Below are 25,883 nucleotides of genomic sequence, written 5' to 3'. Positions count from 1 at the left end.
GCGGGCATGGCGATCACACTCAGTCATCGATGAAGTCCTGACTGCGATCGACACCGAAGCGCCGCTTGTTGCGATAGGGATAGACATCGATCACGCGCCCTTGCGCGATGGCGTCCTGCAGGCCACGCCACCAGCTGGCCTGGAAGATCTCGGGATGCAGCTCATAGAACAGCTTGCGTAGCTGGAGGTCGGCAAACAGGAAGGGGCCGAACTCCTCGGGGAAGATGTCGTTGGGCCCCACCGAATACCAGGGCTCGCTGGCCAGTTCCTGCTCAGGGTAACGTGCCTCGGGAATCTCACGGAAGTTGCACTCGGTCAGGTAGCTGATCTCGTCGTAGTCATAGAAGACCACCCGCCCGTGGCGCGTGACGCCGAAGTTCTTGAGCAACATGTCGCCGGGGAAGATGTCAGCGGCAGCCAACTGCTTGATCGCATTACCATAATCATTGAGCACCGCGCGGGTTTCCTCGGCGTCACACTCCTCGAGATACAGGTTGAGCGGCGTCATCATGCGCTCGGTATAGCAGTGACGGATCAGCACCTTGTTGCCGCGCAGGCTGATCGACGAGCTGCATACCTCCAGCAGCTCGTCGAGGCAGGCCGGGTCGAAGTGGTCCTTGCCGACGGTGAAGTTCGAGAATTCCTGCGTATCGGCCAGTCGCCCGACCCGATCATGACGTTTGACCAGCCGGTACTTCTCGCGCACCTGGTCACGACTCATGTCCTTGCCGGGGGCGAAGCGGTCCTTGATCAGCTTGAACACCAGCCGGTAACTGGGCAGCACGAAGACCGCCATCACCATGCCGCGCACGCCGGGCGCGATGATGAACTGATCGGAGCGACTCGCCACATGCTGGTTGAGGCCGCGGAACAGCTCGGTCTTGCCATGCTTATAGAAGCCGATGGCGGCGTACAGCTCGCCGATGGGCTTCTCGGGCATCAGGGTCTGCAGGAACCCGACCACCTCGCTGGGCACTTCGATCTCGACCTGGAAATAGGCCCGCGTGAAGGAGAAGATGATCGAGACCTCTTCCGGCTCGATGATCACGGTATCCAGATAGACGCCATCGCGCTCGGTATGCAGCACCGGCAACACCAGCGGCAGGGTCTGGCCGCCGCCCTCGATGCGCCCGACCAGATAGGCCCCCTTGTTGCGATAGAAGACGCTGCGCAGCATCTCGAAGGCGGCGTCCGGCGCATCGCGCACCGCCTCAGGCAGCGTCGCGAGCAACATCTCGGCGCCCAGCGTCACATCGCGCCCCTGATGCTCGAAGGCGATCCCCAACGGCGCCTCGTTGAGCACGGATTCGAGTGCCCCGGCCCAGTCACCCTCGACCGGCACACGATGGCTGATGCTCAAGCCGGAATGGCGTGCCGGCCTCTGGCGGGATGGCGAGACGAACATCCAGTCATCGCGGATGTGACGATGGGAAAACACGCTGCAGAAGATGGAGTTGTAGAAGGTCTCGGCCAGCTTGTAGTCGAGGCGTTGATCGATCAGCGCCATGTACTGCCGCTTGGCCTCGCCCCACAGGGTGCACTCGCACAGGCGGTCGGGCTCGAAGGCACGCTCCAGCCGCTCCATGGTAGCGGCGACCTTCTCGTCGTAGAGGTTGATACGCGCGGCGGAGGCCTGCTGGGCTTCCCGCCAGTCGGCCTCGATGAAGCGGCGCCGCGCATCACTGGAGATCTGCTTGAAGCGTGATCGATATTCATCGAAGCCATGCAACACGGTCGCCGCCAGTCGCTGGCCCTGCTGGCCATTGCCGCGCTCGTCACTGTCCACATCATTGCCCATCGCCGCCTCCCTGCCCTTCAGTCACCTGACATGACCAAAGCATGCGGACTGTCGCGCCAGCAAGCGAGACGACAATGGTCGCGGGCCTTCAACCCTGACTCACGCTAGGTGCGCCATCCACCAGGGCCGGGATGGCAGCGGACCACCTGAAACGCAGAACGCCACCCCGCAAGCGAGGTGGCGTTCATGATGTCTGACGATAGCCTGGCGCGCGTGGCTTACAGCTCATGCCCCAGCGAGGCCGCCGAGTCAGCCAGCGGCTTGACGCGGCGCTCGGCCTCAAACAGGTCATCGGCCATGCCGGCCTGCTCGGAACTCATGTCCAGCGCATCGATGCGCGAGGCCTGGAAGCGGTCACGCTGCTCATCCAGGCCGGCGAAATCGAACAGATCACGGTCTGCCAGATGTGACGGCGCCACCGAGGTGACGGCATGAAACATGGTTTCCAGACGCCCTGGATGCTTCTTCTCCCAGTCCTGCAGCATCTCCTTGACCACCTGACGCTGCAGATTCTCCTGCGAGCCGCACAGGTTGCAGGGAATGATCGGAAACTCGCGCGCGTTGGAATAGGCCTCGATATCGGACTCACGGCAGTAGGCCAGCGGGCGAATCACGATATGGCGCTGGTCATCGGAGAGCAGCTTGGGCGGCATCGTCTTGAGCTTGCCACCGAAGAACATGTTCAGGAACAGCGTCTCGAGGATGTCGTCGCGGTGGTGACCGAGGGCGATCTTGGTCGCGCCGATCTCGGCGGCGAAGCCATACAGCGAGCCGCGACGCAGGCGCGAGCACAGCCCGCAGGTCGTCTTGCCCTCCGGCACCTTCTCCTTGACGATGGAATAGGTGTCGCGCTCGAGGATGTGGTACTCGACGCCCACCGACTCGAGCCATGCCGGCAGCACATGTTCCGGGAAACCGGGCTGCTTCTGGTCGAGATTCACTGCCACCAGCGTGAACTGCACCGGCGCATTGCGCTGCAGGTTCATCAGGATATCCAGCATGGTGTAGGAATCCTTGCCCCCGGACAGGCACACCATCACCTTGTCACCATCACGGATCATGCCGTAATCGGTGATGGCGGTACCGACATTGCGCCGCAGGCGCTTCTGCAACTTGTTCAGTTCGCGCTTGGCAGTGGCCGCATCAGTGGGGCTGGACGAAAGCTCGCTATCGGGTGTGAACATGGGGCATCAGGCTGGCAGTTTGGAAGGGTGCACAGTCTAGCATTGGCCAGTAGACGGTCACAGAGGCAGCGTGCTTCAGGCGGGGGTGCCTGCCCCTGTCGGGCCAGGTAGCGTGACGCCGACGCAAGATACGCCAACGCCCGCAGTCAGCGGGCGTTGGCGTGTGGCATGCGCCGTGGGGGACAGCGGCGCTTGCAGGAAGTCCGCGCAAGCTAGAAAAGGCGCAGGCTAGAACAGGCGCAGCACTTCCAGATAGCGGATCACCACCCCGCCCAGCATCACGAGGATACCGAAACGTTGCAGTCTGAATTCAAGCGCAGTGAGCGCAAGCTTGCGTGACCAGAACATCAGCACACCGCGCATGTCCTGTGTCCGGCGAATATAGAGGCCGTAGGCAAACAGCACGATGGCCAGGCCAAGAATCAACAGCGTATTGGTCGCGATCAGCATGTCGCACCTCGTGGGCAAGTACCCCTGAGTCATAAGGAAGGCAATCGTGGGCGGATGCCTTATCTGAAGCCGGGCCCCGAGCAGATGCCCGGGGCCCGACAGTCATCACCTGGCGCAGTGATGACGATCCTGAAGAGAATGATGCCGTCCTCAGGCCTGACAGAGGCTGGCTGACAGCAGGTCCGTATCACGCGTGGCCTTTGCTCGCTGTCGCCGCTTCATTATGGTTATCAAAGCTGCTCGGTCTTGCATCCTGCATGGCTTGGCCGTCCTGCTGGCCGGTAGTGCACTGGCGTGTAATCAGAGTCGACTTCTCGCCGCAGTGGGCGTGTCGTATGGCAGCCAGTGTGGACAAAGGCAGTGAGCCGGGCCATTGGACATTCCGGCAACAGACCTTGGAATAATAGCCTTGAGGATGATGTCGGCTGATGAGACGTCTGATACCGGGCCTGACACTCATCCAGCGCCTACTCAGAGCCTGCCCAGCGCCTGCCCAGGTCCCTGATATAAGCCCCTGCCAGAGCACCTTGAACAAGACCCGCTCAGGCTTGGCTGGCCAGCGAGGGCGACAGCGGTGCCTGCATCAGGCGCTGCGCCATCAGCGCACTGGTCACGGCGTCCCCCAGCGCAGTGTGGCGACCGATCACCGGCACGCCCAGGGCGTCAGCCATCGCCTCGAAGCGCAGGTCCGGGGCGGCGTCCGGCTGCTCATGCTTGCAGCGCCGGACGTAATCGCGCGCCAGATCATGACGCTGGTTGGGCAGATCAAAACCGAAGCGTGGCCGCAGGTGACGGTTGATCACCGCGACATCGAAGTCGATGCACCAGCCCACCAGCGGACGATTGCCGATGAACTCCAGCAGCTGTCGCAGCGCATCGCCCAGCGCTTCTCCGCCATGCAGATCGATACCGCGCAGGCGGTGGATGCGAATCGAGTCGCCCTGCAGCCCTTGCGGGCATTGCAGATAGAGCGACAGCGCGCTGGAGGTATGGATATGGCGCGCATCGAAACGCACTGCCGCCAGCGAGACCAGCTCGGCGTGGCCGACATCGAGACTGGTGGTCTCGCAGTCCAGCGCCACACGCTCCCCGCCCCGCTCGGCGGCATGCCAGGGACGGAAGAGCTCGGCGAACTCCCCCTGCGCATGACGACGACGATCACTGGCGCGTCTCAGTTGTTCGAACATGCCACCTCCCCTCGGCCCTGAGGCCGGTTCAGTATTCCAGGTGATAACGATGTGACAGGCGCTGCTTGAAGTCCTTGACCCGACTCAGGGCATCGCGCAAAAGATCACGCTCCAACGAGGACAGCGACTGGGTGATGATCAGGTTGCGACTCCCCGCCTCATGCGCCGCCGTGGTCTTGTCCTGGCCATCCCTTCGCGAGTCGCTAGCCCCGCCGGCGGCAGCGCCATGTTCATCCTCTTCCAGATGGCGCAGCTGCTGGCGCAGACGCAACTCGGCAAACAGGGACAACGCCTCGGCAAGGTCGGCGCTGTCGCTGGCCTCGATACGCCCATCACTGACCAGCGCCTCAAGCCGCGCGAAGGTGCCGGTGGCCATCACTCCGCGTTCCAGCGCCATGGTGCGAACGCCATGCACGATGGGGAAGATGCCGCCCTTCTTGATATCGATGCCGTGACGCGGCGAGCGCAAGGAGCCGAACAGCGTCAGCGGAGTCGAGAAATGCAGCGCCGGGCGCGCGAAGTGCGACAGCAGCAGTTCATCGCGCGTGGCGTGACGCACCAGGTGGCCGCGCAAGCTGTCGACCAGCGCTTCATTGCCGCCACTGGCGCGCGCATCGAAGACGATGGCCAGATTCATCAGCGCCTCGCCATCGCGCCCGGCGCACCAGCGTGCGATCTTGCCGCGCCAGCGCGACTCGGTGGCGACCCACTCCGGATTGGAGACCATGATGTTGCCCGGGCATGGTGGATAGCCGAGACCCGCCAGGGCGTCACTGAAGCGCTGCAGGGTGTCCTCGTTTTCGGGCCACTGGTGGCCATCGGCGATGATCAGCCCATTGTCCTGATCGGTCTTGAGGATCTGTTCGCCGCGCCCTTCGCTGCCCATCAGCATCAGGCAACTCGAGGCCCGGTGCTCCTCCGCCACCAGCATGGCGAAGGTGCGCTCGATCAGGCGCCCGTTGAGCGCACTCAACAGCGCCATCGCATGGCGCATGTGGACTCCCTGCATCGCCAGCGCCCTGACCATTTCCGGCAGACGCGCGCTGGCCTGCTCAAGCGCCGCCATGTCAGAGGCGCGCTCGATCTCGAGACTCACCAGCTGACTGCGATTGGAGAAGAACCCCAGCACGTCGGTCAGCTCGATGACCCCGACGACCGCCGCGTCAGGCGTCAGGCGCTCCTTGACCACGACCCGCGCGACCCGGTGGCGAGTCATCTGCACCAGCGCCTGAAACAGATATTCCTCCGCCGTGACCGCCACCAGCGCAAAGCTGCCCAGCGAGGCGAGCGGATGATTGGCAGCCAAACCCTGAATCACCAGCGCATTGAGCAGGTCCGTGCGCGTCACCACGCCCTGACGCCCCTCGACAGTGATGATCAGGCTGTCCGCCCCCGCCGTCTGCATGGCCTTGACGCCCTGCTCGATGCTGGCGCTGGCCGCCAGCTTGAGCGGCGGACGCATGCAGTCCATCACCCGCGCCAGCATGAAGCCCGCCTGGTCGCGACTCGCGCCCTGACGGGTGTCACGCTGCGCCGCCAGCAGCCGCGCCTTGTCGCTCAGGCTGTGCTGGAAGTACTCACCGAAGGCAGGACACTCGTCGCACAGCGAGAAGAACAGCTGTGCGGGCAGCTGGTAGCACAGCGTCTCCTGCTCGCAGACGAAGCGGGTGCGGCAATGGCCATTGAGCAGCGTCAGCGCCCCGAACAGGTCCCCCGCGGTGTAATGACCGATGCGCAGACTGACCCAGGCATCCAGCCCCTCGCGCTGCGCCTTGTCGAGCGTGGCGGCATCCGGCAGTGCCGAGTCGGCGGCCAGTTCCGCCACCTCGCCCTTGTGAATGATGTAGACCGCCTCACCGACGGCCCCCGGCACCAGCGGCTGCGCCAGTGCCTCGAAATAGTGAAGGTCCACCCCTTCGGCCAGCCGTTGCCGAAGACGCTCATCCAGCAGACTGAACGGCGGCTCCTCGAACGCGATATCCACCAGTGACGCTTGCATGACAGCGACTCCCCTCTGCGCGTGCAGCGCTGATCGATGCACGAGCCCTCAAACCACGAGGCCCCGCCTGCAGGTGCAAGACGGGGCTTCGGGAAACGGGGGCCTGTTCGCACCGATGCTGCGTGCTGCGCGAACAGGCCCTGCTGCCTGAATCAGTGATCCACTGCTGTTCCGGCCCCGCGCGGAACACGAATGTCCTCGACGATATGCTGGATGTGCTCGGGCGGCGGCGGGGTCATCTTGCAGACGATGACCGCGACGACGAAGTTGAGCACCATGCCCAGCGAGCCGATCCCCTCCGGCGACACACCCAGCAACCAGTTCTCGGCGCTGTTGAGTTCCGGCGAGATGAACTTGAAGTAGACGATGTAGCTGAAGGTGAACACCAGGCCGACCAGCATGCCCGCGATGGCACCTTCCTTGTTCATGCGCTTGGAGAATATCCCCAGCAGGATGACCGGGAAGAAGCTCGATGCCGCAAGCCCGAAGGCAAAGGCCACCACCTGCGCCACGAAGCCTGGCGGATTGATGCCGAAGTAGCCGGCGATCACGATGGCCACGGCCGCCGCCATGCGTGCCGCCATCAGTTCCTGCTTCTCGCTGATGTCTGGCTTGAAGGTCTTCTTGAGCAGGTCATGCGAGATGGCCGACGAGATGACCAGCAACAGACCGGCCGCCGTCGAGAGTGCTGCCGCCACCCCACCCGCCGCCACCAGCGCGATGACCCATGCCGGCAGGTTGCCGATCTCCGGGTTGGCCAGCACGATGATGTCGCGGTCGATGTAGACCTCGCTCTCGTTGTCGGTGGGCGTGTTGCTCACCAGACGCTGACCGTACTCACCGCGGGCCGCCTGACTGTCGGCGCTGCCTTCGTAGCTCGGCTTGCCCGCGAAGGGATCACCGCCACGCATCTGGATGATGCCGTCGCCATTCTTGTCGACCCAGCCGATCAGCCCGGTGTTCTCCCAGTTGTAGAACCAGCCCGGCAGCTCCTCATAGGCCGTCTCGTTGACGGTCTCGACCAGATTCACCCGCGCGAAGGCACCCACGGCCGGCGCAGTGGTGTAGAGCAGTGCGATGAAGAACAGCGCCCAACCGGCGGAGATACGTGCATCCTTGACCGTCGGCACCGTGAAGAAGCGCACGATGACGTGGGGCAGACCCGCGGTTCCGCACATCAGCGCGGCGGTGATGAAGAAGACATCGATGGTGGACTTGGAACCCTCGGTGTACTCGCGGAAGCCGAGATCGGTCACCACCTGATCGAGCTTGTGCAGCAGATAGACGCCGGTGTCATTGCCCTGGGCATCGACCAGGGTGCCGCCGAAACCGGTCTGCGGCAGCACGTGGCCCGTCATCATGATCGACAGGAACACCGCCGGCACCAAGAAGGCGAAGATCAGCACGCAGTACTGGGCCACCTGGGTATAGGTGATGCCCTTCATGCCGCCGAGTACCGCATAGAAGAAGACGATCGCCATGCCGATCACCACGCCGACGTTCACGTCCACCTCGAGGAAGCGCGCGAAGACGATGCCGGTACCGCGCATCTGACCGGCAACATAGGTGAAGGAAATGAAGATGACACAGACCACCGCCACGGTGCGCGCGACGCTGGAGTAGTAACGGTCACCGACGAAGTCCGGCACCGTGAACTTGCCGAACTTGCGCAGGTACGGCGCCAGCAGCATGGCCAGCAGGACGTAGCCGCCGGTCCAGCCCATCAGGTAGACGGAGGCGTCATAACCGACATAGGCGATGATGCCCGCCATCGAGATGAACGAGGCCGCCGACATCCAGTCAGCGGCGGTCGCTGCCCCGTTGGCGATGGGGTGAACGCCACCCCCGGCGACATAGAATTCCTTGGTGGAACCGGCTCGCGACCACACCGCGATCCCGATATAGAGCGCAAATGACGCGCCCACGAACAGATAGGTCAGCAGTTGAACATCCATTGGCAGTGTCCTTGGCGATATCGATCATATTATTCTTATTCACACAATGGCGCGGCACGACGAGCGGCCTGTGCCCGGCGTGTCACTGACTCATTGCTCGTGAACATCGAAGCGCTCATCGAGCTTGTTCATCGAACGGGCATACAGAATGATCAGCGCGAGGAAGAAGTAGATCGCTCCCTGTTGCGCAAACCAGAAGCCCAGCTTGAAACCGAAGAACTGGATGTTGTTCAGCACGTCCACCAGCAATATCCCGCATCCATAGGACACCACGAACCAGACCACGAGATAGCCCATGATCAGTTTGATATTGGCGGACCAATACGCCTTGGCATTCGCTTCCTTCATGATGGTGTTCTCGCATTGTTATTGTGATTGGCGAAGTGGAGTGATGGGCGATCCAGAGATCGATGACCACCTGTCAGCGGATGATCCTTTCTCGGCGGTTGATGGGTATTTCCTGCGCCTTTCAAGGCATGAAAGGAAACTTGGCGACTCGAATCTGACAGTAGACAAGGCCCTGCAACGCTGCAGGCTGACTTTAGTCGAGAATGTCAGCCATCCCTGATGGAGCAAAGTTGAGAACGATGCAATTCATTTGAAATCAACAAGTTGATTCATATCCTAAAGATGCAATCCCTTGGTCTATTGGCCAAATGGGCGAAGAATGATCGGCGATAGCTTCGACGTATTGCGCGCATGACATTGGCCAATGCCGGCAAACAGGCCCGTTGTGCAGACGCCATTTACCACTTCTTGAGGGCCGCCAGCGAGGCATCTGCGTGGCAATGGAAGACGGAGCCTCTTCCCCACGACTCTCAAGACGCCGAGTCTGTCATGCACAGTGCTTGGGACTCGTGGCGGGGCTGCGTAGAATGGCGCTTCCAGAGAGGAGAGCGACATGTTCCAGGGTTGGTGGCTGATCGCAGTGGCACTCGCATATATCGCGGTGCTGTTCACGATTGCATGGCGGGGGGATCGCAACGCCAAGAAACACGGGTCGCCGAATCGGCGCCCAGCGGTCTACAGTCTGGGGCTTGCGGTCTACTGCACCAGCTGGACCTTCTACGGTAGCGTCGGGCAGGCCGCGACCAGCGGCTGGAGTTATCTGAGCATCTTCATCGGGCCGATTCTGGCCTGTCTGCTGTTCTGGCCGATTCTGCTCAAGATGATTCGGGTCGCCAAACGCCAGAACATCACCTCGATTGCCGACTTCATCGCCTCGCGCTACGGCAAGACGCAGTCGCTGGCGGTGTTCGCCTCGCTGGTGGCCCTGGTCGGCACCCTGCCCTACATCGCCCTGCAGCTGAAGGCCGTCTCGAGTGCCTATCAGGTACTCACCGACACCAGCGATGTCACGCGAACCGCCTGGCTGGGCGATACCGCCTTCTATGTCGCGGCGATCATGGCGCTGTTCGCCATCCTGTTCGGCACCCGCCATACCGACGCCACCGAGCACCATGTCGGTCTGTTGCAGGCGATCGCCTTCGAATCGCTGGTCAAGCTGGTCGCCTTCCTGACCCTGGGCGTCTATGTCACCTGGGGCATGTTCAATGGCCTGGGCGATCTGTTCACCAAGGCTGATACCTATCTGGAGCTGCAACAGCAGCTGGAGACCCAGACCTTCGGCACCGGCTTCTGGGCCCAGACGCTGCTGGCGATGCTGGCGATCTTCTGCCTGCCGCGTCAGTTCCACGTCGCGGTGGTCGAGAACACCCACCACGATGACGCCCGGCGTGCGCGCTGGATGTTCCCGATCTATCTGGTCGCCATCTCCTTCTTCGTGCTGCCGATCGCCGCCGCCGGCCTGACCATGTTCCCCGACGGTTCGGTGTCACCGGACAGCTTCGTGCTGGCGCTGCCGATGGCGGCGGACCAGACCTGGCTGACCCTGCTGACCTTCATCGGCGGCTTCTCCGCCGCCACCGGCATGGTGATCGTCGCCGCCGTCGCGGTCTCGATCATGATCTCCAACGAGATCGTGATTCCGTTGCTGTTCCGCCTGCGCTGGTTCGATACCGAGGCGCGCGACTACAGCCATATCGTGTTGCTGGCGCGTCGTCTGACCATCGTGATGATCCTGGCGCTGGCCTACGGCTTCTATCTGCTGATCGCCGAATACAGCACCCTCTCGGCCATCGGCTTGCTGTCGTTTGCCGCCGTCGCCCAGTTCGCACCCTCGCTGATGGGTGGCCTCTACTGGAAGCGCGGCAACCGCCTCGGCGTCATCGTCGGTTTGAATGTCGGCTTCGCGGTCTGGGCCTGGACCCTGCTCGTGCCGGCACTGGCACAGGCGGGCCTGATGCCGACCGAGATCGTCAACCAAGGGCCGCTGGACATCGACTGGCTGTCGCCGCATGGCCTGTTCGGCTTCCGCTTCAATGACCCGCTGACCCACGGCGTGATGCTGTCGCTCGGCCTGAACCTGTTCTGCTACATCTTCGTCTCGCAGATGACGCCGCAGCGCGTGGTCGAGCGCATTCAGGCCTCGCTGTTCGTCGACAGTGTCGAGACCCGCCAGACCAGCGTCTCGCGCCCCTGGACCGGCTCCACCTCCGTCTCCGACCTGCGCGTCCTGTGCGAACGCTTCCTCAGCCACGAGCAGGTCGAGCGCGCCTTCGAGGACTACGCACGCCGCAGCGGCCAGCCGCTGGAGCTGCATGCACGCGCCTCCATCGACCTGATCCAGTTCACCGAACGCTTCCTGGCCTCGGTGCTCGGTGCCTCCTCGGCACGCATCGTCGTCAACTCGGCGCTGCAGGGCCGCGGCATCGGCATCTCGGATGTCATCTCCATCGTCGATGAAGCCTCGCAGGTGCTCGAATTCAACCGCGCCCTGCTGCAGGCGACCATCGAGAACATCCACCAGGGCATTAGCGTGGTCGACCAGCACATGCGCCTGGTGGTGTGGAACCAGCGCTACCTGGACATGTTCCGCTTCCCTGACAACCTGATTCGGGTCGGCGCCCCCATCGATCGCATCTTCCGCTACAACGCCCACAACGGCGAATACGGCCCGGGCGACCCCGAAGAGCACGTCGACCAGCTGCTGGATGCCATCCGCAACGGCGAGCCGCACCGCTACGTGCGCTATCGCCAGGATGACAGCGTGATGGAGATCCAGGGCAATCCGATGCCCGGTGGCGGCTTCGTCTACACCTATCAGGACATCACCCAGCAGAAGCGCACCGAAGAGGCGTTGATCCGCTCGGAAAACAACATCCGCATCTACACCGACAACGTGCCGGCGCTGATCGCCTACTTCGACAAGGAGTGTCGCTACCTCTTCACCAACCGTGCCTATGAAGCGGTGATGGGCATCGATCGTACCGCCGTGATCGGCGAGCCCGCCGAAGAAGCGATGCCGGAAGACATCTATCGCCAACGCGCACCGTGGATGACGCGCGCGCTGTCCGGTGAGCGCGTCTCCTTCGAGATCTCGCTGGAAGCCCCGGAAGGCGGTGTGCGCTACATGCTGGTCACCTATACGCCGCACTTCAGCACCAAGGGCAACATCCTCGGCTTCTTCGCGCTCTATCAGGACATCACCGAGCGACGCCTGGCGGAGATCGCCCTCAAGGAGACCAACGAGAACCTGGAGGAGCGCGTGCGCGTGCGTACCCAGGAGCTGTCACAGGTCAACGAGGCCCTGCGCACCGAGAACCGCGTGCGCGCCGAGGCCGAGCAGGCACTGCGTCAGGCCAAGCAGCTGGCCGAGGATGCCAACGCCTCCAAGACACGCTTCCTGGCCGCGGCCAGCCACGACCTGCTGCAGCCACTGAATGCGGCGCGTCTGTTCACCTCTGCCCTCGCCCAGCAGGTCGAAGGCGAGATGAAGACCACCACCAATCACATCGACAACTCGCTGCAGGCCGCCGAGGAACTGCTCAGCACCCTGCTCGACATCTCCAAGCTGGATGCCGGGGCACTGGCCCCACGCCGCAGCGTGTTCCGTCTCTCCGATATCCTCAAGCCGCTCAAGGCCGAGTTCGAGGTGATGGCGGAAGATCGCGGGCTGGACCTGAAAGTGGTGATGACGCAGCTGGCAGTGGATTCCGATGGCCAGATGCTCAGACGCATCGTGCAGAACTTCCTCTCCAACGCGGTGCGCTATACCCGTCAGGGCCATGTGCTGCTGGGCTGTCGCCGTCTGGGCGATCGCATTCGCATCGAGGTCTGGGACACCGGCCCCGGCATTCCCGAGTCGAAGCTGACCGAGATCTTCCAGGAATTCCGGCGTCTCGATCAGACCGAGCGCCACAAGGAAAGCGAGAAGGGGCTCGGCCTGGGACTGTCGATCGCCGAACGCATGAGCCGGGTGCTCGACCACCCGATCACGGTGCGCAGCTGGGTCGGCATCGGCACCGTCTTCGCCGTCAGCGTGCCGATCAGCAAGGACCTGCCGGCGGCCGAGCTGCCGGATGCCGTGCCGGCTCGCAAGCGCGCCGGCAACAAGCTGACCGGCACTCGCGTCCTGTGCATCGACAACGAAAGCCTGATTCTCGAGGGCATGAAGGCGATGCTGTCCGGCTGGGGGTGCGAGGTGTTCACGGCGACCTCGATCGGCGGCGCCAAGTCGGTGATCCGCAACCTGGATGGTGATCCGGATGCCATCCTCGCCGACTACCACCTCGACAACGAGGTGACTGGCCTGATGGCGCTGGATGCGCTGGATGAACGTCTGGCGGGCTCGGTGCCGGGCATCGTGATCACCGCCGACCGCACCGATGAGGTCGCCGAGGAAGTGCGCCGTGCGGGTTATCACCTGCTGCTCAAGCCGGTGCGACCCGCCGCGCTGCGTGCGCTGCTGACGCGCACCCTGCAGGCCAACCGCGCCGAGAAGCACACCAGTGGCGCGAGTGATGCCCCCGACGCCGCGACGGATGACCCAGCCCCCTGATCAGGCGGGCTGGCCTGTCGCTCTTTCGTCCTTAACTCATTTATCCATGACGCAAAAAGCCCGCCCTGTCAGCGACAGGGCGGGCTTTTTGTGGCTTGAAGGCGCGACTCTCGAGGAGAGCCTCAGCTCAAGCGCTGACGCAGGATCAGGAGCGGACTTTCGGCGGCTCGACTTCCAGACGCTGGGCCGCGATGACGGCCTGGGTGCGCGAATGCACGCCCAGCTTGCGCAGAATGGCAGTCACGTGGGCCTTGATGGTGGCCTCGGACACATTCAGCTCATAGGCGATCTGCTTGTTGAGCAGACCTTCCGTCAGCATGTTGAGCACGCGGAACTGCTGCGGCGTCAGTGACGCGATCGCCTCGGCGAAGCGCGATTCATCCTCGGAAGACTCGCCCATGGCCTCGGCGATATCCGTCGGCAGCCAGACCTCACCTTCGAGGATCTCGCCGATGGCTTCGGCGATGACGTCGAGGCTGGCGGACTTGGGAATGAAGCCGGAGGCCCCATAATCGATGGCGCGGCGCACCACGTAGGGTTCCTCGCTACCGGACACGACCGCCACCGGGATGTCCGGTGTCTGGCCACGCAACTGGATCAGACCGGAGAAGCCGTGGGCTCCCGGCATGTGCAGGTCCAACAGGATCAGGTCGGCATCGGGATGGCGGGCAACGACTTCGTTGGTCGCTTCCATGCTGTCAGCCTCGACGATCTCCGCCTGAGAGGCGACTTGTCTAAGCGCCTGGGTCAGTGCGGCACGAAAGAGCGGGTGATCGTCTGCAACGATGAACTTCTGGGCAAAGGCCATTGAGTCTCCTCCAAAACCCCGATGGTGATCATCACCGACCTTCCTGGCCGGTCAACAATCGCCGTTATTTTCTGGCATGTTACCCCATAAAACGTGCGTTTAACAAAGCAGCCCACCATCGGAAGATGTACTGATGTTTCGCTCGGGGAACACGAGTATCGCACGGATTGATGCCCGGCGAGCGAACAATCCGTGCGCTGATTCTGACAGCATCCTGGGGATGGTGAGTCAGACAACCCTACCCGCAACGCGACTGGCATGCCAGCCGATCAATGCGACACCGGCAATCAGCACGAAGCCGATCAGACTGGCGATATCCGGCACCTCCCCCCAGATGGCCCAGCCCGCCAGTGCCGAAAACACGATGGTGAGATAGGAATAGATCGACACTTCCCCCGCCGGTGCGAGGCGATAGGCGGTGGTCATCAGAATCTGACCGCCGGCCGCAAAGATGCCGATGCCCAGCAAGGCCAGCGCCTGAGGGCCGCTCGGCATCACCGGATTCATCAACATCGGCACCAATGTCACCACACTGGAGACCAGCGAGAAATGCAGCACGATGGTCGCCGAGGCCTCGCGCCCTCTCATCGCACGGATGAGCGTATAGGCCGCCCCCGCCAGCATTGCCGAACCCAGCCCGACCATGGCGGGCAACAATGCCTCCACTCCGCCCTCGGCAAATGCCAGTTGCGGCTTGATGACCAGCGCCGCGCCAGAAAAGGCGACCAGCATGCCGACCAGCCGCCAGCCACCAAGGCGCTCGGCCAGGAAGAGACCGGCGAACAGGCTGACGAAGAACGGCGATAGCTTATTCAGAATAGTCGCATCTGCCAGCAGCAGATGATCGATGGCGTAGAAGAAGCTCATCACGCCGCCGAGCCCGATCAGTGACCGCGCCATCAGCATCGGCTGGTGATGCCAATGGCCCAGCAGGCGCGCGCCCGCCATGCGCACCATCACCACCGCCACGCCGAGACTGACCAGGTTGCGCACGAAGACCTTCTCGAACAACGGCAGGTCGCCGCTCAGCTTGACCATCGCTCCCATCAGCGCGAACGAGATCGCCGACAGGCACATCAGGATGACGGCGCGAGGACGATTCTCGCCCTCAGTGGACGACGCGGCGGCGGGAGAACTGGCGGGAGAACTGGCTGGCTGAGAGGCGGGGCAGGATGCATCCGACTTGCCTGCTGACATGGGGGCGGCCTTGATCATGAATTGATTGGGGAAATGTGCAGCGAGGCGCGAACGGACTCCGCGGGCACATCCGCTGGCACATCCGCTGGCGCGTCATTATCAAGCCAGCGCCTCCTCGATGGCCAACCTTTCACGTCTCGCACAGCGCAAGAGCGCGGGCCAGGAATACGAATAGACAGATGCTCCCGGACAGGCGCACAAAAAAGCGCGGGAGCCAGGCTCCCGCGCTTCGCTGTCGCTGCGTGTCTTGTCAGGCCTCGAAGACCAGTACTCGACGCGTTCAGCGGTTGGCGCGCTGCTCGATCAGGTCATCCACCACTGACGGGTCCGCCAGGGTCGAGGTATCGCCGAGGCCGTCGGTCTCGTTGGCGGCGATCTTCCTGAGGATGCGGCGCATGATCTTGCCGGATCGCGTCTTGGGCAGCCCCGGCGCCCACTGGATGACATCCGGCGAGGCGATCGGGCCGATGTCCTTGCGCACCCACTGGGTCAGCGTCTTCTTGAGCTCATCACTGGCTTCGATGCCGTCGTTGAGCGTCACGTAGATGTAGATGCCCTGACCCTTGATGTCATGGGGATAGCCGACCACGGCGGCCTCGGCGACCGCTTCATGCGCGACCAGCGAGGACTCGATCTCGGCGGTGCCCATGCGGTGGCCAGAGACGTTGAGCACATCATCGACGCGCCCGGTGATCCAGTAGTAGCCATCCTCATCGCGACGACAGCCGTCACCGGTGAAGTACATGCCCGCATAGGTGGAGAAGTAGGTCTGCACGTAGCGTTCGTGATTGCCCCAGATCGAACGTGCCTGCCCCGGCCAGCTGTCGAGAATCACCAGGTTGCCTTCGGTCGCGCCCTCGAGGATATTGCCCTCGTTGTCGACCAGCGCCGGCTGCACACCGAAGAACGGCAGCGTGGCTGAGCCCGGCTTGAGATCGGTCGCGCCCGGCAGCGGCGCGATCATGATGCCGCCGGTCTCGGTCTGCCACCAGGTGTCCACCAGCGGGCAATTGCCATTGCCGATCACGCGGTGGAACCACTCCCAGGCCTCGGGGTTGATCGGCTCGCCCACCGACCCGAGCAGCCGCAGGCTCGTGCGCGAGCTTGAGTCCATCACGCTGTCACCGTGTGCCATCAGCGCACGCACGGCGGTCGGGGCGGTATAGAGAATGTTGACCTGGTGCTTGTCGACGATCTCGCCGATGCGTCCGTGGGTCGGATAGCTGGGCACGCCCTCGAACATCAGCGTGGTCGCGCCATTGGCCAGCGGGCCGTAGACGATATAGCTGTGGCCCGTCACCCAGCCGACATCCGCCGTGCACCAGTAGATATCGCCATCGTGATAATCGAACACGTAGCGATGGGTCATCGCGGCATAGAGCAGATAACCGCCCGTGGTGTGCTTCAGGCCCTTGGGCGTGCCGGTGGAACCGGAGGTGTAGAGGATGAACAGCGGGTCTTCCGCGCCCATCGCCTCGGCCGGGCAGTCACTGGACTGACGGTCCACCAGCTCATGGAACCAGGCATCGCGGCTGCCCCAGTTCACCTCACCGCCGGTACGCCGCACCACCAGCACGTGGTCGACACAGTCGGTGCCATCACGCTCCAGCGCCTCATCGACGTTTTCCTTGAGCGGCACGCGCTTGCCACCCCGCAGTGACTCATCGGCGGTGATCACGATGCGCGAGCTGGAATCGACGATACGCCCCGCCAGCGCGTCCGGCGAGAAGCCACCGAACACCACCGAGTGCACGGCACCGATGCGCGTACAGGCCAGCATCGCCATCGCGGCTTCCGGAATCATCGGCATGTACAGCGTGACCACATCGCCCCGCTTGACGCCCAACTCCTTGAGGCCATTGGCAAACTGGCTGACACGCGCATGCAGCTCGCGATAGGTGATCGACTGGGACTCGTTCGGGTCGTCCCCTTCCCAGATGATGGCGACCTGATCGCCACGCTCGGCGAGGTGGCGATCGAGGCAGTTGTGCGCCACGTTGAGCTTGCCGTCCTCGAACCAGCGCACATCGACATCACCGGGGCCGAAGTTGGTATTGCGGATCACCGAGGGCGGATCGAACCAGTCCAGTGACTGTGCCTGCTCGGCCCAGAATGTCTCCGGCGCCTCGACGGACTGCTGATACATGGCCTGATAGCGCTCGCGGTCTGCCCAGGCGTGGGCGGCGACATCGGGAGTGACCGGATGAACCTTGGCATGTTCGCTCATGTGGCGTGACCTCTGACGGATTGGCTGGCGACTCGCTGTCCCACGCGGCATGCGTGAAGCGCAGGCGAGCCGAGGCAAGTCCATTTCAGCTTAAACCCAAGCATGGGGGGGCCACACACTAGACCTTGGTAGATAAATTTTTACTAATTATTTCAACTGTTTATCAACAAATTACACCAAGGTCACAGCGACGTTCGGAGGACAGAAACCGCCTGAAAAGACACCTTCTGGCGCGACTCGCACTTTGCAATGACGCGCCAGCGAGCGAAATGCGCCTCAACGCGCAGTCGACGCATTGCGCGCCGGATCATTCAATGGCCCGCTCAACTCCTGGCCACAGCGCCGACAGCGATAGCGGTGACCGCGCTGGGCATTGGCATGGCGTCGCGAGCTGAAATAGTGCGCGGTATCGCAGCCACAGCCATACGCCCAGGGCGTCGGACTGGCAGTCGAGACATCCATGCGATGCGTCACCTCCGGCGGGATGCCGTAGAGGTTGGTCATCACCTGCTGCCACTCGGGGCCATGCGGTTTGACACGCGTCTTGCCGGCGCGCTCGACCACCTCCATCACCACCCAGTGCGCGACCTCGTGGGGGACGGTCTGGCTGAGGAAGTGATGGCGGTTCTCGCTGAGCAGTTGCCAATTGAAGCGCAGCCGCTGGCGCGCCGAATCCGCCGTGCCCGCCGTGCGCCCCTTGAGGCGGCAGGAGACCGACGGCATGCGCAGCTCGGGGAACAGGGCGCGCGCGCGTGCCAGACATGCCAGCACCTGCGCCTCCAGCGTCGCGTGCAGGGCAGGCGCCGTCAGCGCCTCGAGCGCGGCGGCATCGGCCAGCGGCAGTGGCGTCGCGGGGGTCTCCCCCAGGCAGGCCAGAGCATGATCGGGCGCAAAACGGTGACGGCTGACGACACGACGAGTGGATGATGACATGACACGATGACCAGACAGCAGAGCGAAGGTATGGATGAGCCGATGACGAGCGAGCGTACCACTCCTCGAGGCGTGAAATGATACACTAGCGCCATTCACGCCTGCCCGGTTCCCCTTGGTTCACCCAGGTAGCCAGGCGGCACTGTTCGACTTCTCCCCTTATCGCACGTGAGACTCCCCCATGGCCGAGCCTGTCCAGACCCAGCCGCTGCTGGATGATGAATCCCTCGACATCCTCGACGAATTCCTCGAGTCCGACATCGTCGGCCCGGAAGCTCTCGATATCATCAGTGCGCATGGCTTCATGCTGGCACTGGCCATCGCACCGCGCGAAGTGCCCTCCAGCCTGTGGCTGCCGGAACTCTTCCAGGGGCAGCCAAGCTACGAAAGCCCGCAACAGGAAGCGGAAGTCGTCTCCCTGTTCGAGCAGATGCGCGCCAATGCCATCGATGCCCTCGAGCACGGCGTGCTGCCGGAACTGCTGTTCGAGCTGGAGCTGGGCGGTGCCGACCCGGTCGAGACGCCGATCGGCGACTGGTGTGCCGGCTTCATGGAAGGCGTGTTCATGGACGAGGAAGCCTGGTTCGGTACCCAGGAAGAGGCGGCCGCCGAACTGCTGCTGCCGTTCATGGCCATCTCCGGCGTATTCGACGATGAAGACCCGGAGATCGGTGAGCTGATCGCCGACCCGATCGGTGCCCAGCGCTTCGTCAACCAGCTGCCGGAACTGCTGCTGGATCTCTACCTGCTCTACCGTGTCCCGCCGGAAAGCCCCAAGCCGTCGCCGCGTCGCAAGGGTTCCGCCGCACCGGGCGCAGCCGGTATTCCGCGCAGCAAGCACGCCGGCAACAAGGGCACTGGCAAGGGTGGCAACAAGAACGGCGGCAAGGGCGGCGGCAAGAAGCGCTGAGCTCGCCATGGCGCTCTTAACGCCATGCAGCCTTGAAAATGACAACGCCGGGCGACCTCATGGGTCGTCCGGCGTTTTGGTTCCACTCAGCCGCGTCTGACAGCTGCGAGCCGCTCAGCGCAGCCGCGTCACCAGGCTATCCAGGGTGCCATAGCCCCACTCGCGACAGCGCTGCATCAGCGGCCGACGCTGCCAGGCGGCCTGGGTGATCTCGACACTGTGGGCGAAGTGATGCTCGAACAGCGTGGCGACGTCGGCGGCGAAGCGATGGTCCTGCACCTCCTGATTGGCCTCCAGATTCCACTGCAGGCTCCAATGATCGAAGTTGCACGATCCCAGCGTCACCCAGTCATCCGCCAGCGAGAACTTGGCATGCAGAAAGCGGGGCTGGAATTCATGGATACGCACGCCCGCCTTGAGCAGCCCGGCATAGAAGCGCTGCCCCGCCGAGCGCACGCCCGGGTGGTCATGATGCTGGCCGGCGATCAGCAATCGGACATCGACACCCCGGCGCGCCGCGCGCTTGAGACGCCGCCGCATGCTGAAGGTCGGCACGAAGTATGGCGTGCAGATCCACAGCCGCTTGCGTGAGCTACTGGCCTGATGCTGCAGGGAATGACGGATGGCCTGATAGCGGAAACCATGCCCCCAGACCACCCGCCCACGCATGCTCAGATAGCCCTCGACCCGGCACGCCCGCACATTGATGCTGCGCACCGCCAGTCGGCTGCCATGGCCACGACTGGCCGCGGAGTCCCACACGCGTGCGAACAGGCGCACCCAGTCACTGATGCACGGCCCCTCGATGCGTATCGCGACTTCCGACCAGGCCTCGGCGAAGACATCCACCGCACCGAAGCCGCCGGTAAAGCCCACCTCCCCATCGACCACCAGAAGCTTGCGATGGTCACGGGTCAGATTGCGCCCCAGCCGCCACCAGGAGAGCGGGTTGTAGATCCTGAGCTGGATATCGGCCTCGATCATGCGCTGGCGGTCAGCTTCCTCAAGGCCTAGCGAGCCGAAGCCGTCCAGCAGCACCAGCACCGTCACGCCGCGGCGGCGCGCGCCACACAGCGCATCGATCAGGACGCGACTGAGGTGGCCGCTCTCGGCCAGATACAGCTCGAGCAGGATGGAATGGCGCGCGGATTCCACCGCCTCCAGCATGCTGGGCAGAAACCGCGCGCCTTCCGGCAGCAAGGTGAATCGATTGCCTGATCGCCACATTCCCAGCATGCCTTGCCTCCCGTCATTTCCCTGCACGGCACGATACAGATGACGATGCCCATGACGGTGCACCGCCAGATGCTGCCACTGTGCGCTTCGTCACTACGCACTCAGTCACCAAGTACTCTGTTGCTACGTACTCAGTCACTACGTGCTCAGTCACCAAATACTCTGCCACGGCGTCTGCGGGCAGAATGCGTATAATGTTCAATATCATGCTCGCGCTGAGCGCTACCAGCCAGACCATGAAAACGTCGCAATCAACCCTCATTCATCGTCCCGATGCTTTATTCGTGAACGCCGACAGATTGTCGTTTCCGGTAGTCCGTCCTTGTCCACACCTGCGAGAGCCTCACCATGTCGCCAGTCACCTTAGTCTTGCGCCCGTTGCGCAATGTCAGTCGCCGTCTGCTGGACAAGTGGGTGGAGCTGCGCGCGGTGGAGCCCGACATCAATGCGTTGGACCACAGCGCCTTGAACCTCGACCCGACGCTGCCGGTGGTCTACGTCTTCCCGTACCAGGCATTGTCCGACGAGCTGGTGGTCGAGCAGCTGTGCGAGGCACGCGGCCTGCCCTCTCCGACCCTACCTCTGAGCATAGGCGACCTGCGCCTGAGCCACTCCCGCCTCCGTCTGTTGCGGCGCTCGCGCAGCGACAGGAGCCTGCTGTCACGCCGCTTGGCCAAGTTGATCGCCGCACTGGAAGACGCCCCGAGTGATGTCGAGGTGCAGCTGGTGCCGGTCAGCGTGTTCTGGGGGCGTGCCCCGGGCAAGGAATTCGGCTTCTGGAAGTTCATCTCCGCCGATAGCTGGCGCGTGACGGGCGTGCTGCGCCGCGCCATCGCGATTCTGGCGCATGGTCGTTCGGTGGATGTGCATTTCGGCCAGCCGCTCAGGCTGAACGAAGCGCTCAGGGAAGGCCCGCAGGACTCGGCGCTGGCGCACCGCCGCATCTCGCGCCTGCTGCGCGTGCACTTCCGGCGCGTGCGTACCCGCCTGCTGGGGCCAGACCTCTCCCACCGCCACACCATGATTCGCAACCTGCAGAAGGCGCCCGCCGTGCAGGACGTGATCAGCGAGCTGGCACGCGAGCAGAATCAGCCGCCGGCACGCCTGGAGAAGCGCGCCCTGCAGTATGGTCGCGAGATCGCCTCCAACATGGGCTATCCGGTGCAGCGCTTTCTGGCGCATGCCCTCAAGCGGCTGTGGCACAAGCTCTACGACGGCGTCGAGGTGCGTGGCATGTCGCAGGTCAAGGCGATCGCCGGCGACTGCGAGCTGATCTACGTGCCCTGTCATCGCAGCCATATCGACTACCTGCTGCTGTCCTACGTGCTGTTCCACGAGGGCCTGATGACGCCCCACGTCGCCGCGGGCAAGAATCTCGACATGCCGATCATCGGCCCGATCCTGCGCCGTGGCGGCGCCTTCTTCCTGCGCAGAAGCTTCCGCGGCAATCGCCTGTACGCCACCGTCTTCGACGAGTACGTGCACCAGCTGATCACCCGTGGCCACCCGCTGGAATACTTCATCGAGGGGGGGCGTTCACGCACCGGCCGCATGCTGCCCCCGCGTCCGGGCATGCTGGCGATGACCCTGCGCTCCTTCCTGCGTGATACACGCCGCGAGGTGGCCTTCGTGCCGGTCTACATCGGCTACGAGAAGGTCTTCGAGAGCCTGAGCTATCAGCGCGAGCTGTCGGGGGCCAGCAAGAAGAAGGAATCACCGCTGGACCTCATCCGCGTGCTCGGCCAGCTCAAGCAGCCCTTCGGCAAGGTCTACCTGAACATCGGCGAGCCGCTCAAGCTGGGCGAATGGCTGGATGACACCGCTCCGGACTGGAAGGCCAGCCGTCATCAGCGCCGCCCAGAATGGCTGACCCAGGCGGTGCCGCAACTGGGGCATGAAATCGCCACGCGCATCAATGCCGCCGCCGCGCTCAATCCGGTCTCGCTGACGGCGCTGGTGCTGCTGTCCACCGCCCACCACGCCATCGAGGCCAGCCTGCTGCAACGCCAGCTGGCGATGCTGGTGCGTCTCGCCGACAAGCTGCCGGGCCGCCATGACCACAGCCTGCCCGAGGGCACACCGGATGAGTGGGTCGCACACTGCGCCCATCTGGGGCTGGTCACCCTGCGCCCGCAGAGTCTTGGCGAGCTGGTGATCGCCACCCCGGAGCAGGCCAGTCTGCTGACCTGGTATCGCAACAACGTGCTGCACCTGCTGGCGCTGCCGGCGCTGATCGCCTTCGCCTTCCGCAATACGGCCCAGTACACCCTCGAGGCTCTGGAAGACCAGATCAGTCCCGCCTGGCCGCTGCTGGTGCGCGAGCTGTTCGTCCCCGAGGCCCCTGAGCTGAAGGCGGATATCGCCGCCACGCTGGCTCTGATGAGCGAGGAAGGCCTGCTGGAGCATCAAGCCGCGACTGGCGACACTCCGGAGCGCTGGTCACGTCCGGTGGCCAGCCAGGAGCCTTCCGAGCAGCTGCGCCTGCTGGCTCAGCCGGTACAACCGACGCTGGAACGCGGCTACCTGTTGATCGCCGCCCTGTTGCAGCACGGCAGCGGCACGCTGGACCGCGAGTCCCTCGAAAGTCATTCCGGCGCCCTGGCCGAACGCCTGACCCTGCTGTCGGGCCTCAATGCACCGGAGTTCTTCGACAAGCGTCTGTTCAGTGGCCTGCTCGATACGCTGCTGGAGCTGGAGTTCATCTGGCTGGAGAGCGGCCAGCTATGCTTCGGCGAAGCGCTGGAAGACCTGCAGGTGCACGGCCGCGATCTGTTCGATCCCGCCCTGCGCCACCGCCTGCAGCATGTACGCCTGCGCGACAGCGACAGCGACAGCGACAGCGACAGCGACAGCGACAGCGAGAACGAGAACGAGACAGAGAAAGAGAGCGACGCCCCGACTGAAGGCATGGACGAGGAGCAGCATCCTGCCCTCAGCGACAGCGAGCGAGCTGACGAAGCCGTGTCAGCAGACCACAAGGCGTCCGACACCTCTTCTCAGCGCGAATGAGATGATGGGCCGAGGCCCCTGGCGCAAAAAAAGCCCCCGCTCGCGATCTGATCGCGAGCGGGGGCTTTTGCGTTTGGCGGAGGCTGTTACATCGCTGACGCCATCGTCAGGCGTCAGCGCAGCGCCTGCTTCACATAGACGTCGTAGCGGCTGGTCTTCTCCTCGACCACATGACTCGGCGCGAGCCCGCCGATCGGTTCGGCCTTGCGTGGGCGCTTGACCACCACGCGATGCGTCGCGACCTCCAGCGCCGCCTCGAGCAGCGCCGGGGCATCCGCATCATCACCGGCCAAGGCACGGAAGACACGCATCTCCTTCTTGACCAGTGCCGACTTGTCACGGTGCGGGTACATCGGGTCGAGATGCACCACCTGAGGCGGTTGGTCCCACTGCGTCACCAGCTCCCCGAGCTCCCGCGTGGCATCGCCGTGCAGCGCCTGCATGCGCAGCGCGATGTCGCGAATCTCATCATCCGCGCAGCCCTGTGCCCGGGTCAGGCCATCGACCAGGATCGCCGCCGTAGCCGCCACGCGCTCGATCATCAATACCGGTGCCCCGAGACTCGCCAGCACGAAGGCATCGCGCCCGAGCCCTGCGGTGGCATCGACGATGCTCGGCAGTGCGCCTCGGTTCAGGCCACAGGCGCGTGCGATCAGCTGGTTGCGCCCCCCGCCGAAACGACGGCGATGATCGGCACGACCGGCGACGAAATCGACGCACAGCGGCTTGCCGTATTCGCGCTCGTCTCCAGCGATCACCAGGCGCGATGCGCCCTGCTCGTCCAGCGCCACCTCAAGCTTGAGCGCCGGCATCTCGTCATCTTCCCGCAGCGCGATACCGAAATGTGCCGCCAGCATGGCGAGTTCCGGGCGCGCCTGCAGCCGCGAACGGGCAATGGCGATCACGGGAGCGGCATCGGCCGCTGCATCATGGGCAGCAAGGGAGTCTTCGGGTGGCAGCATGGATGGGCTCTATGAGAAACGGTGAACTCAGAAAAAGGGAAACTCGCATGGCATGCGATCAGGCTGACAAACGCCGACGGCGCCGCAAGAGCGACGCCGTCAGAGGACAAGCTTACGTCATCGCGCGCATGGCTTACAGCAGCAACAGCATGCCGAACAGCATCATGCCCAGCAGCAGGCGATAGATGACGAAGGGCAGCATGCCGATGCTGTCGATGGCCTTGAGGAACAGCTTGATGCACACCAGAGCGGAGACGAAGGACAGCACCACGCCGAGGGCGACATCGAACAGCTGCGCCTCACTGCCGGTCTCGATCAGCTCCAGGCCCTTGAGCAGGCCCGCTGCCACGATCAGCGGAATCGACAGCAGGAAGGAGAAGCGCGCGGCGCTCTGACGCTCGAAGCCCAGCAGCAGCGCGGCGGTGATGGTGATGCCCGAACGCGAGGTGCCGGGAATCAGGGCCAGCGCCTGGAACAGGCCGATGATCAGCGCGCCCTTGAGCGTCAGCGTCGCCAGGTCACGCGTGCGTGCGCCCTTGACGTCCGCCCACCACAGCAGCAGACCGAAGACGATGGTGGTGGTACCGATCACCGCGATCGAGCGCCCGGCCGTTTCCACCACATCGCCCAGCAGGCCGCCGAAGATCACGGCCGGCAGCGTCGCCAGCAACACCGCCCAGCCCAGACGACTGTCTTCGGTCTGGCGCGCCGCCAGCGTACCGCCGCCACTGAACTGACCAAACCAGCCAGCGAGAATATTGGCGACATCCTTGCGGAAGGCCATCACCACGGCCAGCAAGGTACCGACGTGTACCGCGACATCAAACGCCAGCCCCTGGTCCGGCCAGCCGAACACCTGGGAGGGCAGAATCAGGTGGGCGGAGGAGGAAATTGGCAGAAATTCCGTCAGACCTTGAATGACGGCCAACGCCACCACATGCATGAGTTCCATGAAACATCCTTTTAAGAGAGACGGGCCTCAGTGGCCCACACGGACGACAGACATCGTCTGTGGCACTGCACGTGCCGTAGTGACAGAACAACGCTTTGCGTCAAGCCGCGCCGCGAGTGTCGAGCGCGACATGATGATGCGCGAACCTTATGTCAGCCTTGGCTGAACCCACGATG

17 protein-coding genes are annotated in these 25,883 nt (G+C 63.7%); 3 read left to right on the top strand and 14 right to left on the bottom strand.

Annotation, left to right across the window (positions count from 1 at the left end):
• Window positions 1-19: 19 nt before the first annotated feature.
• The 7 genes from aceK to AOG28_RS13970 all read right to left on the bottom strand — a co-directional run bounded on the left by aceK (window position 20) and on the right by AOG28_RS13970 (window position 8,921).
• The gene (gene aceK, locus AOG28_RS14000) at window positions 20-1,798 is read right to left on the bottom strand and encodes a bifunctional isocitrate dehydrogenase kinase/phosphatase (protein ID WP_054556855.1); all 1,779 of its coding nucleotides are present in this window, start codon (window positions 1,796-1,798) and stop codon (window positions 20-22) included.
• 218 nt (window positions 1,799-2,016) lie between these two features.
• A complete protein-coding gene (gene ttcA, locus AOG28_RS13995) occupies window positions 2,017-2,982 on the bottom strand; it encodes a tRNA 2-thiocytidine(32) synthetase TtcA (RefSeq protein ID WP_082388814.1) in 966 nt (321 codons plus the stop codon).
• 228 nt (window positions 2,983-3,210) lie between these two features.
• Window positions 3,211-3,432 carry a hypothetical protein gene (locus AOG28_RS13990; protein WP_043333792.1) on the bottom strand — a complete coding sequence of 74 codons (222 nt, stop codon included), beginning with the start codon at window positions 3,430-3,432 and terminating at the stop codon, window positions 3,211-3,213.
• 542 nt (window positions 3,433-3,974) lie between these two features.
• A complete protein-coding gene (locus tag AOG28_RS13985) occupies window positions 3,975-4,619 on the bottom strand; it encodes a 3'-5' exonuclease (protein ID WP_054556854.1) in 645 nt (214 codons plus the stop codon).
• 28 nt (window positions 4,620-4,647) lie between these two features.
• On the bottom strand, window positions 4,648-6,618 hold the full coding sequence (locus tag AOG28_RS13980) for a DUF294 nucleotidyltransferase-like domain-containing protein (RefSeq protein WP_235507042.1): 1,971 nt from the start codon (window positions 6,616-6,618) through the stop codon (window positions 4,648-4,650).
• Window positions 6,619-6,770: 152 nt separating this feature from the next.
• Window positions 6,771-8,573, bottom strand: coding sequence for a sodium:solute symporter family protein (locus AOG28_RS13975; protein ID WP_054556853.1), 1,803 nt, complete (start codon window positions 8,571-8,573; stop codon window positions 6,771-6,773).
• Window positions 8,574-8,663: 90 nt separating this feature from the next.
• Window positions 8,664-8,921, bottom strand: a complete 258-nt coding sequence (locus tag AOG28_RS13970) for a DUF4212 domain-containing protein (RefSeq protein WP_043333789.1) — start codon at window positions 8,919-8,921, stop codon at window positions 8,664-8,666.
• A 553-nt stretch (window positions 8,922-9,474) separates the two neighbouring features.
• On the opposite strand from AOG28_RS13970, the gene AOG28_RS13965 reads away from it, so the two are divergent.
• The gene (locus tag AOG28_RS13965) at window positions 9,475-13,473 is read left to right on the top strand and encodes a hybrid sensor histidine kinase/response regulator (protein WP_054556852.1); all 3,999 of its coding nucleotides are present in this window, start codon (window positions 9,475-9,477) and stop codon (window positions 13,471-13,473) included.
• Window positions 13,474-13,618: 145 nt separating this feature from the next.
• On the opposite strand, the gene AOG28_RS13960 is transcribed toward AOG28_RS13965, so the two are convergent.
• The 4 genes from AOG28_RS13960 to AOG28_RS13945 form a co-directional block, all read right to left on the bottom strand.
• Window positions 13,619-14,281 (bottom strand): response regulator, encoded by a 663-nt coding sequence (locus AOG28_RS13960; protein WP_043333788.1) that lies wholly within the window; start codon window positions 14,279-14,281, stop codon window positions 13,619-13,621.
• Window positions 14,282-14,509: 228 nt separating this feature from the next.
• A complete protein-coding gene (locus tag AOG28_RS13955) occupies window positions 14,510-15,478 on the bottom strand; it encodes a DMT family transporter (protein WP_235507041.1) in 969 nt (322 codons plus the stop codon).
• Window positions 15,479-15,758: 280 nt separating this feature from the next.
• Complete coding sequence (gene acs, locus AOG28_RS13950) at window positions 15,759-17,705, bottom strand: acetate--CoA ligase (protein WP_054556851.1); 1,947 nt, start codon at window positions 17,703-17,705, stop codon at window positions 15,759-15,761.
• A 276-nt stretch (window positions 17,706-17,981) separates the two neighbouring features.
• Window positions 17,982-18,638 (bottom strand): SprT family zinc-dependent metalloprotease, encoded by a 657-nt coding sequence (locus tag AOG28_RS13945; RefSeq protein WP_082388813.1) that lies wholly within the window; start codon window positions 18,636-18,638, stop codon window positions 17,982-17,984.
• A 181-nt stretch (window positions 18,639-18,819) separates the two neighbouring features.
• Here AOG28_RS13945 and AOG28_RS13940 point away from each other — a divergent pair, with 181 nt between their 5' ends.
• Window positions 18,820-19,548, top strand: coding sequence for a YecA/YgfB family protein (locus AOG28_RS13940; RefSeq protein WP_082388812.1), 729 nt, complete (start codon window positions 18,820-18,822; stop codon window positions 19,546-19,548).
• A 114-nt stretch (window positions 19,549-19,662) separates the two neighbouring features.
• Here AOG28_RS13940 and AOG28_RS13935 read toward each other — a convergent pair whose 3' ends face one another.
• Window positions 19,663-20,784: a phospholipase D-like domain-containing protein gene (locus AOG28_RS13935; protein ID WP_054556850.1), complete on the bottom strand. Its 1,122-nt coding sequence runs from the start codon at window positions 20,782-20,784 to the stop codon at window positions 19,663-19,665.
• A 348-nt stretch (window positions 20,785-21,132) separates the two neighbouring features.
• Between AOG28_RS13935 and plsB the strand changes: the two genes are divergently transcribed.
• Window positions 21,133-23,793 (top strand): glycerol-3-phosphate 1-O-acyltransferase PlsB, encoded by a 2,661-nt coding sequence (plsB, locus tag AOG28_RS13930; RefSeq protein WP_082388811.1) that lies wholly within the window; start codon window positions 21,133-21,135, stop codon window positions 23,791-23,793.
• Window positions 23,794-23,906: 113 nt separating this feature from the next.
• On the opposite strand, the gene AOG28_RS13925 is transcribed toward plsB, so the two are convergent.
• Entirely contained in the window at window positions 23,907-24,605 is a 699-nt protein-coding gene (locus tag AOG28_RS13925; protein WP_235507045.1) for a class I SAM-dependent methyltransferase, read from the bottom strand.
• A gap of 283 nt (window positions 24,606-24,888) precedes the next feature.
• Window positions 24,889-25,707 (bottom strand): undecaprenyl-diphosphate phosphatase, encoded by an 819-nt coding sequence (locus AOG28_RS13920; RefSeq protein WP_054556849.1) that lies wholly within the window; start codon window positions 25,705-25,707, stop codon window positions 24,889-24,891.
• Between the last annotated feature and the right edge of the window lie 176 nt (window positions 25,708-25,883).

This window comes from Cobetia sp. UCD-24C (assembly GCF_001306765.1).
Lineage (GTDB): Bacteria > Pseudomonadota > Gammaproteobacteria > Pseudomonadales > Halomonadaceae > Cobetia > Cobetia amphilecti.
This window is presented reverse-complemented; position numbering and strand designations above follow the sequence as displayed.

Coding starts and splice junctions, on each gene's coding strand:
- AOG28_RS13970 (WP_043333789.1), bottom strand. CDS start 8,921: ATGAAGGAAGCGAATGCCAAGGCGTATTGGTCCGCCAATATCAAACTG.
- aceK (WP_054556855.1), bottom strand. CDS start 1,798: ATGGGCAATGATGTGGACAGTGACGAGCGCGGCAATGGCCAGCAGGGC.
- AOG28_RS13960 (WP_043333788.1), bottom strand. CDS start 14,281: ATGGCCTTTGCCCAGAAGTTCATCGTTGCAGACGATCACCCGCTCTTT.
- AOG28_RS13965 (WP_054556852.1), top strand. CDS start 9,475: ATGTTCCAGGGTTGGTGGCTGATCGCAGTGGCACTCGCATATATCGCG.
- AOG28_RS13975 (WP_054556853.1), bottom strand. CDS start 8,573: ATGGATGTTCAACTGCTGACCTATCTGTTCGTGGGCGCGTCATTTGCG.
- AOG28_RS13920 (WP_054556849.1), bottom strand. CDS start 25,707: ATGGAACTCATGCATGTGGTGGCGTTGGCCGTCATTCAAGGTCTGACG.
- AOG28_RS13935 (WP_054556850.1), bottom strand. CDS start 20,784: ATGCTGGGAATGTGGCGATCAGGCAATCGATTCACCTTGCTGCCGGAA.
- AOG28_RS13985 (WP_054556854.1), bottom strand. CDS start 4,619: ATGTTCGAACAACTGAGACGCGCCAGTGATCGTCGTCGTCATGCGCAG.
- AOG28_RS13955 (WP_235507041.1), bottom strand. CDS start 15,478: ATGTCAGCAGGCAAGTCGGATGCATCCTGCCCCGCCTCTCAGCCAGCC.
- AOG28_RS13990 (WP_043333792.1), bottom strand. CDS start 3,432: ATGCTGATCGCGACCAATACGCTGTTGATTCTTGGCCTGGCCATCGTG.
- acs (WP_054556851.1), bottom strand. CDS start 17,705: ATGAGCGAACATGCCAAGGTTCATCCGGTCACTCCCGATGTCGCCGCC.
- AOG28_RS13940 (WP_082388812.1), top strand. CDS start 18,820: ATGGCCGAGCCTGTCCAGACCCAGCCGCTGCTGGATGATGAATCCCTC.
- AOG28_RS13980 (WP_235507042.1), bottom strand. CDS start 6,618: ATGCAAGCGTCACTGGTGGATATCGCGTTCGAGGAGCCGCCGTTCAGT.
- plsB (WP_082388811.1), top strand. CDS start 21,133: ATGTCGCCAGTCACCTTAGTCTTGCGCCCGTTGCGCAATGTCAGTCGC.
- AOG28_RS13925 (WP_235507045.1), bottom strand. CDS start 24,605: ATGCCGGCGCTCAAGCTTGAGGTGGCGCTGGACGAGCAGGGCGCATCG.
- ttcA (WP_082388814.1), bottom strand. CDS start 2,982: ATGTTCACACCCGATAGCGAGCTTTCGTCCAGCCCCACTGATGCGGCC.
- AOG28_RS13945 (WP_082388813.1), bottom strand. CDS start 18,638: ATGTCATCATCCACTCGTCGTGTCGTCAGCCGTCACCGTTTTGCGCCC.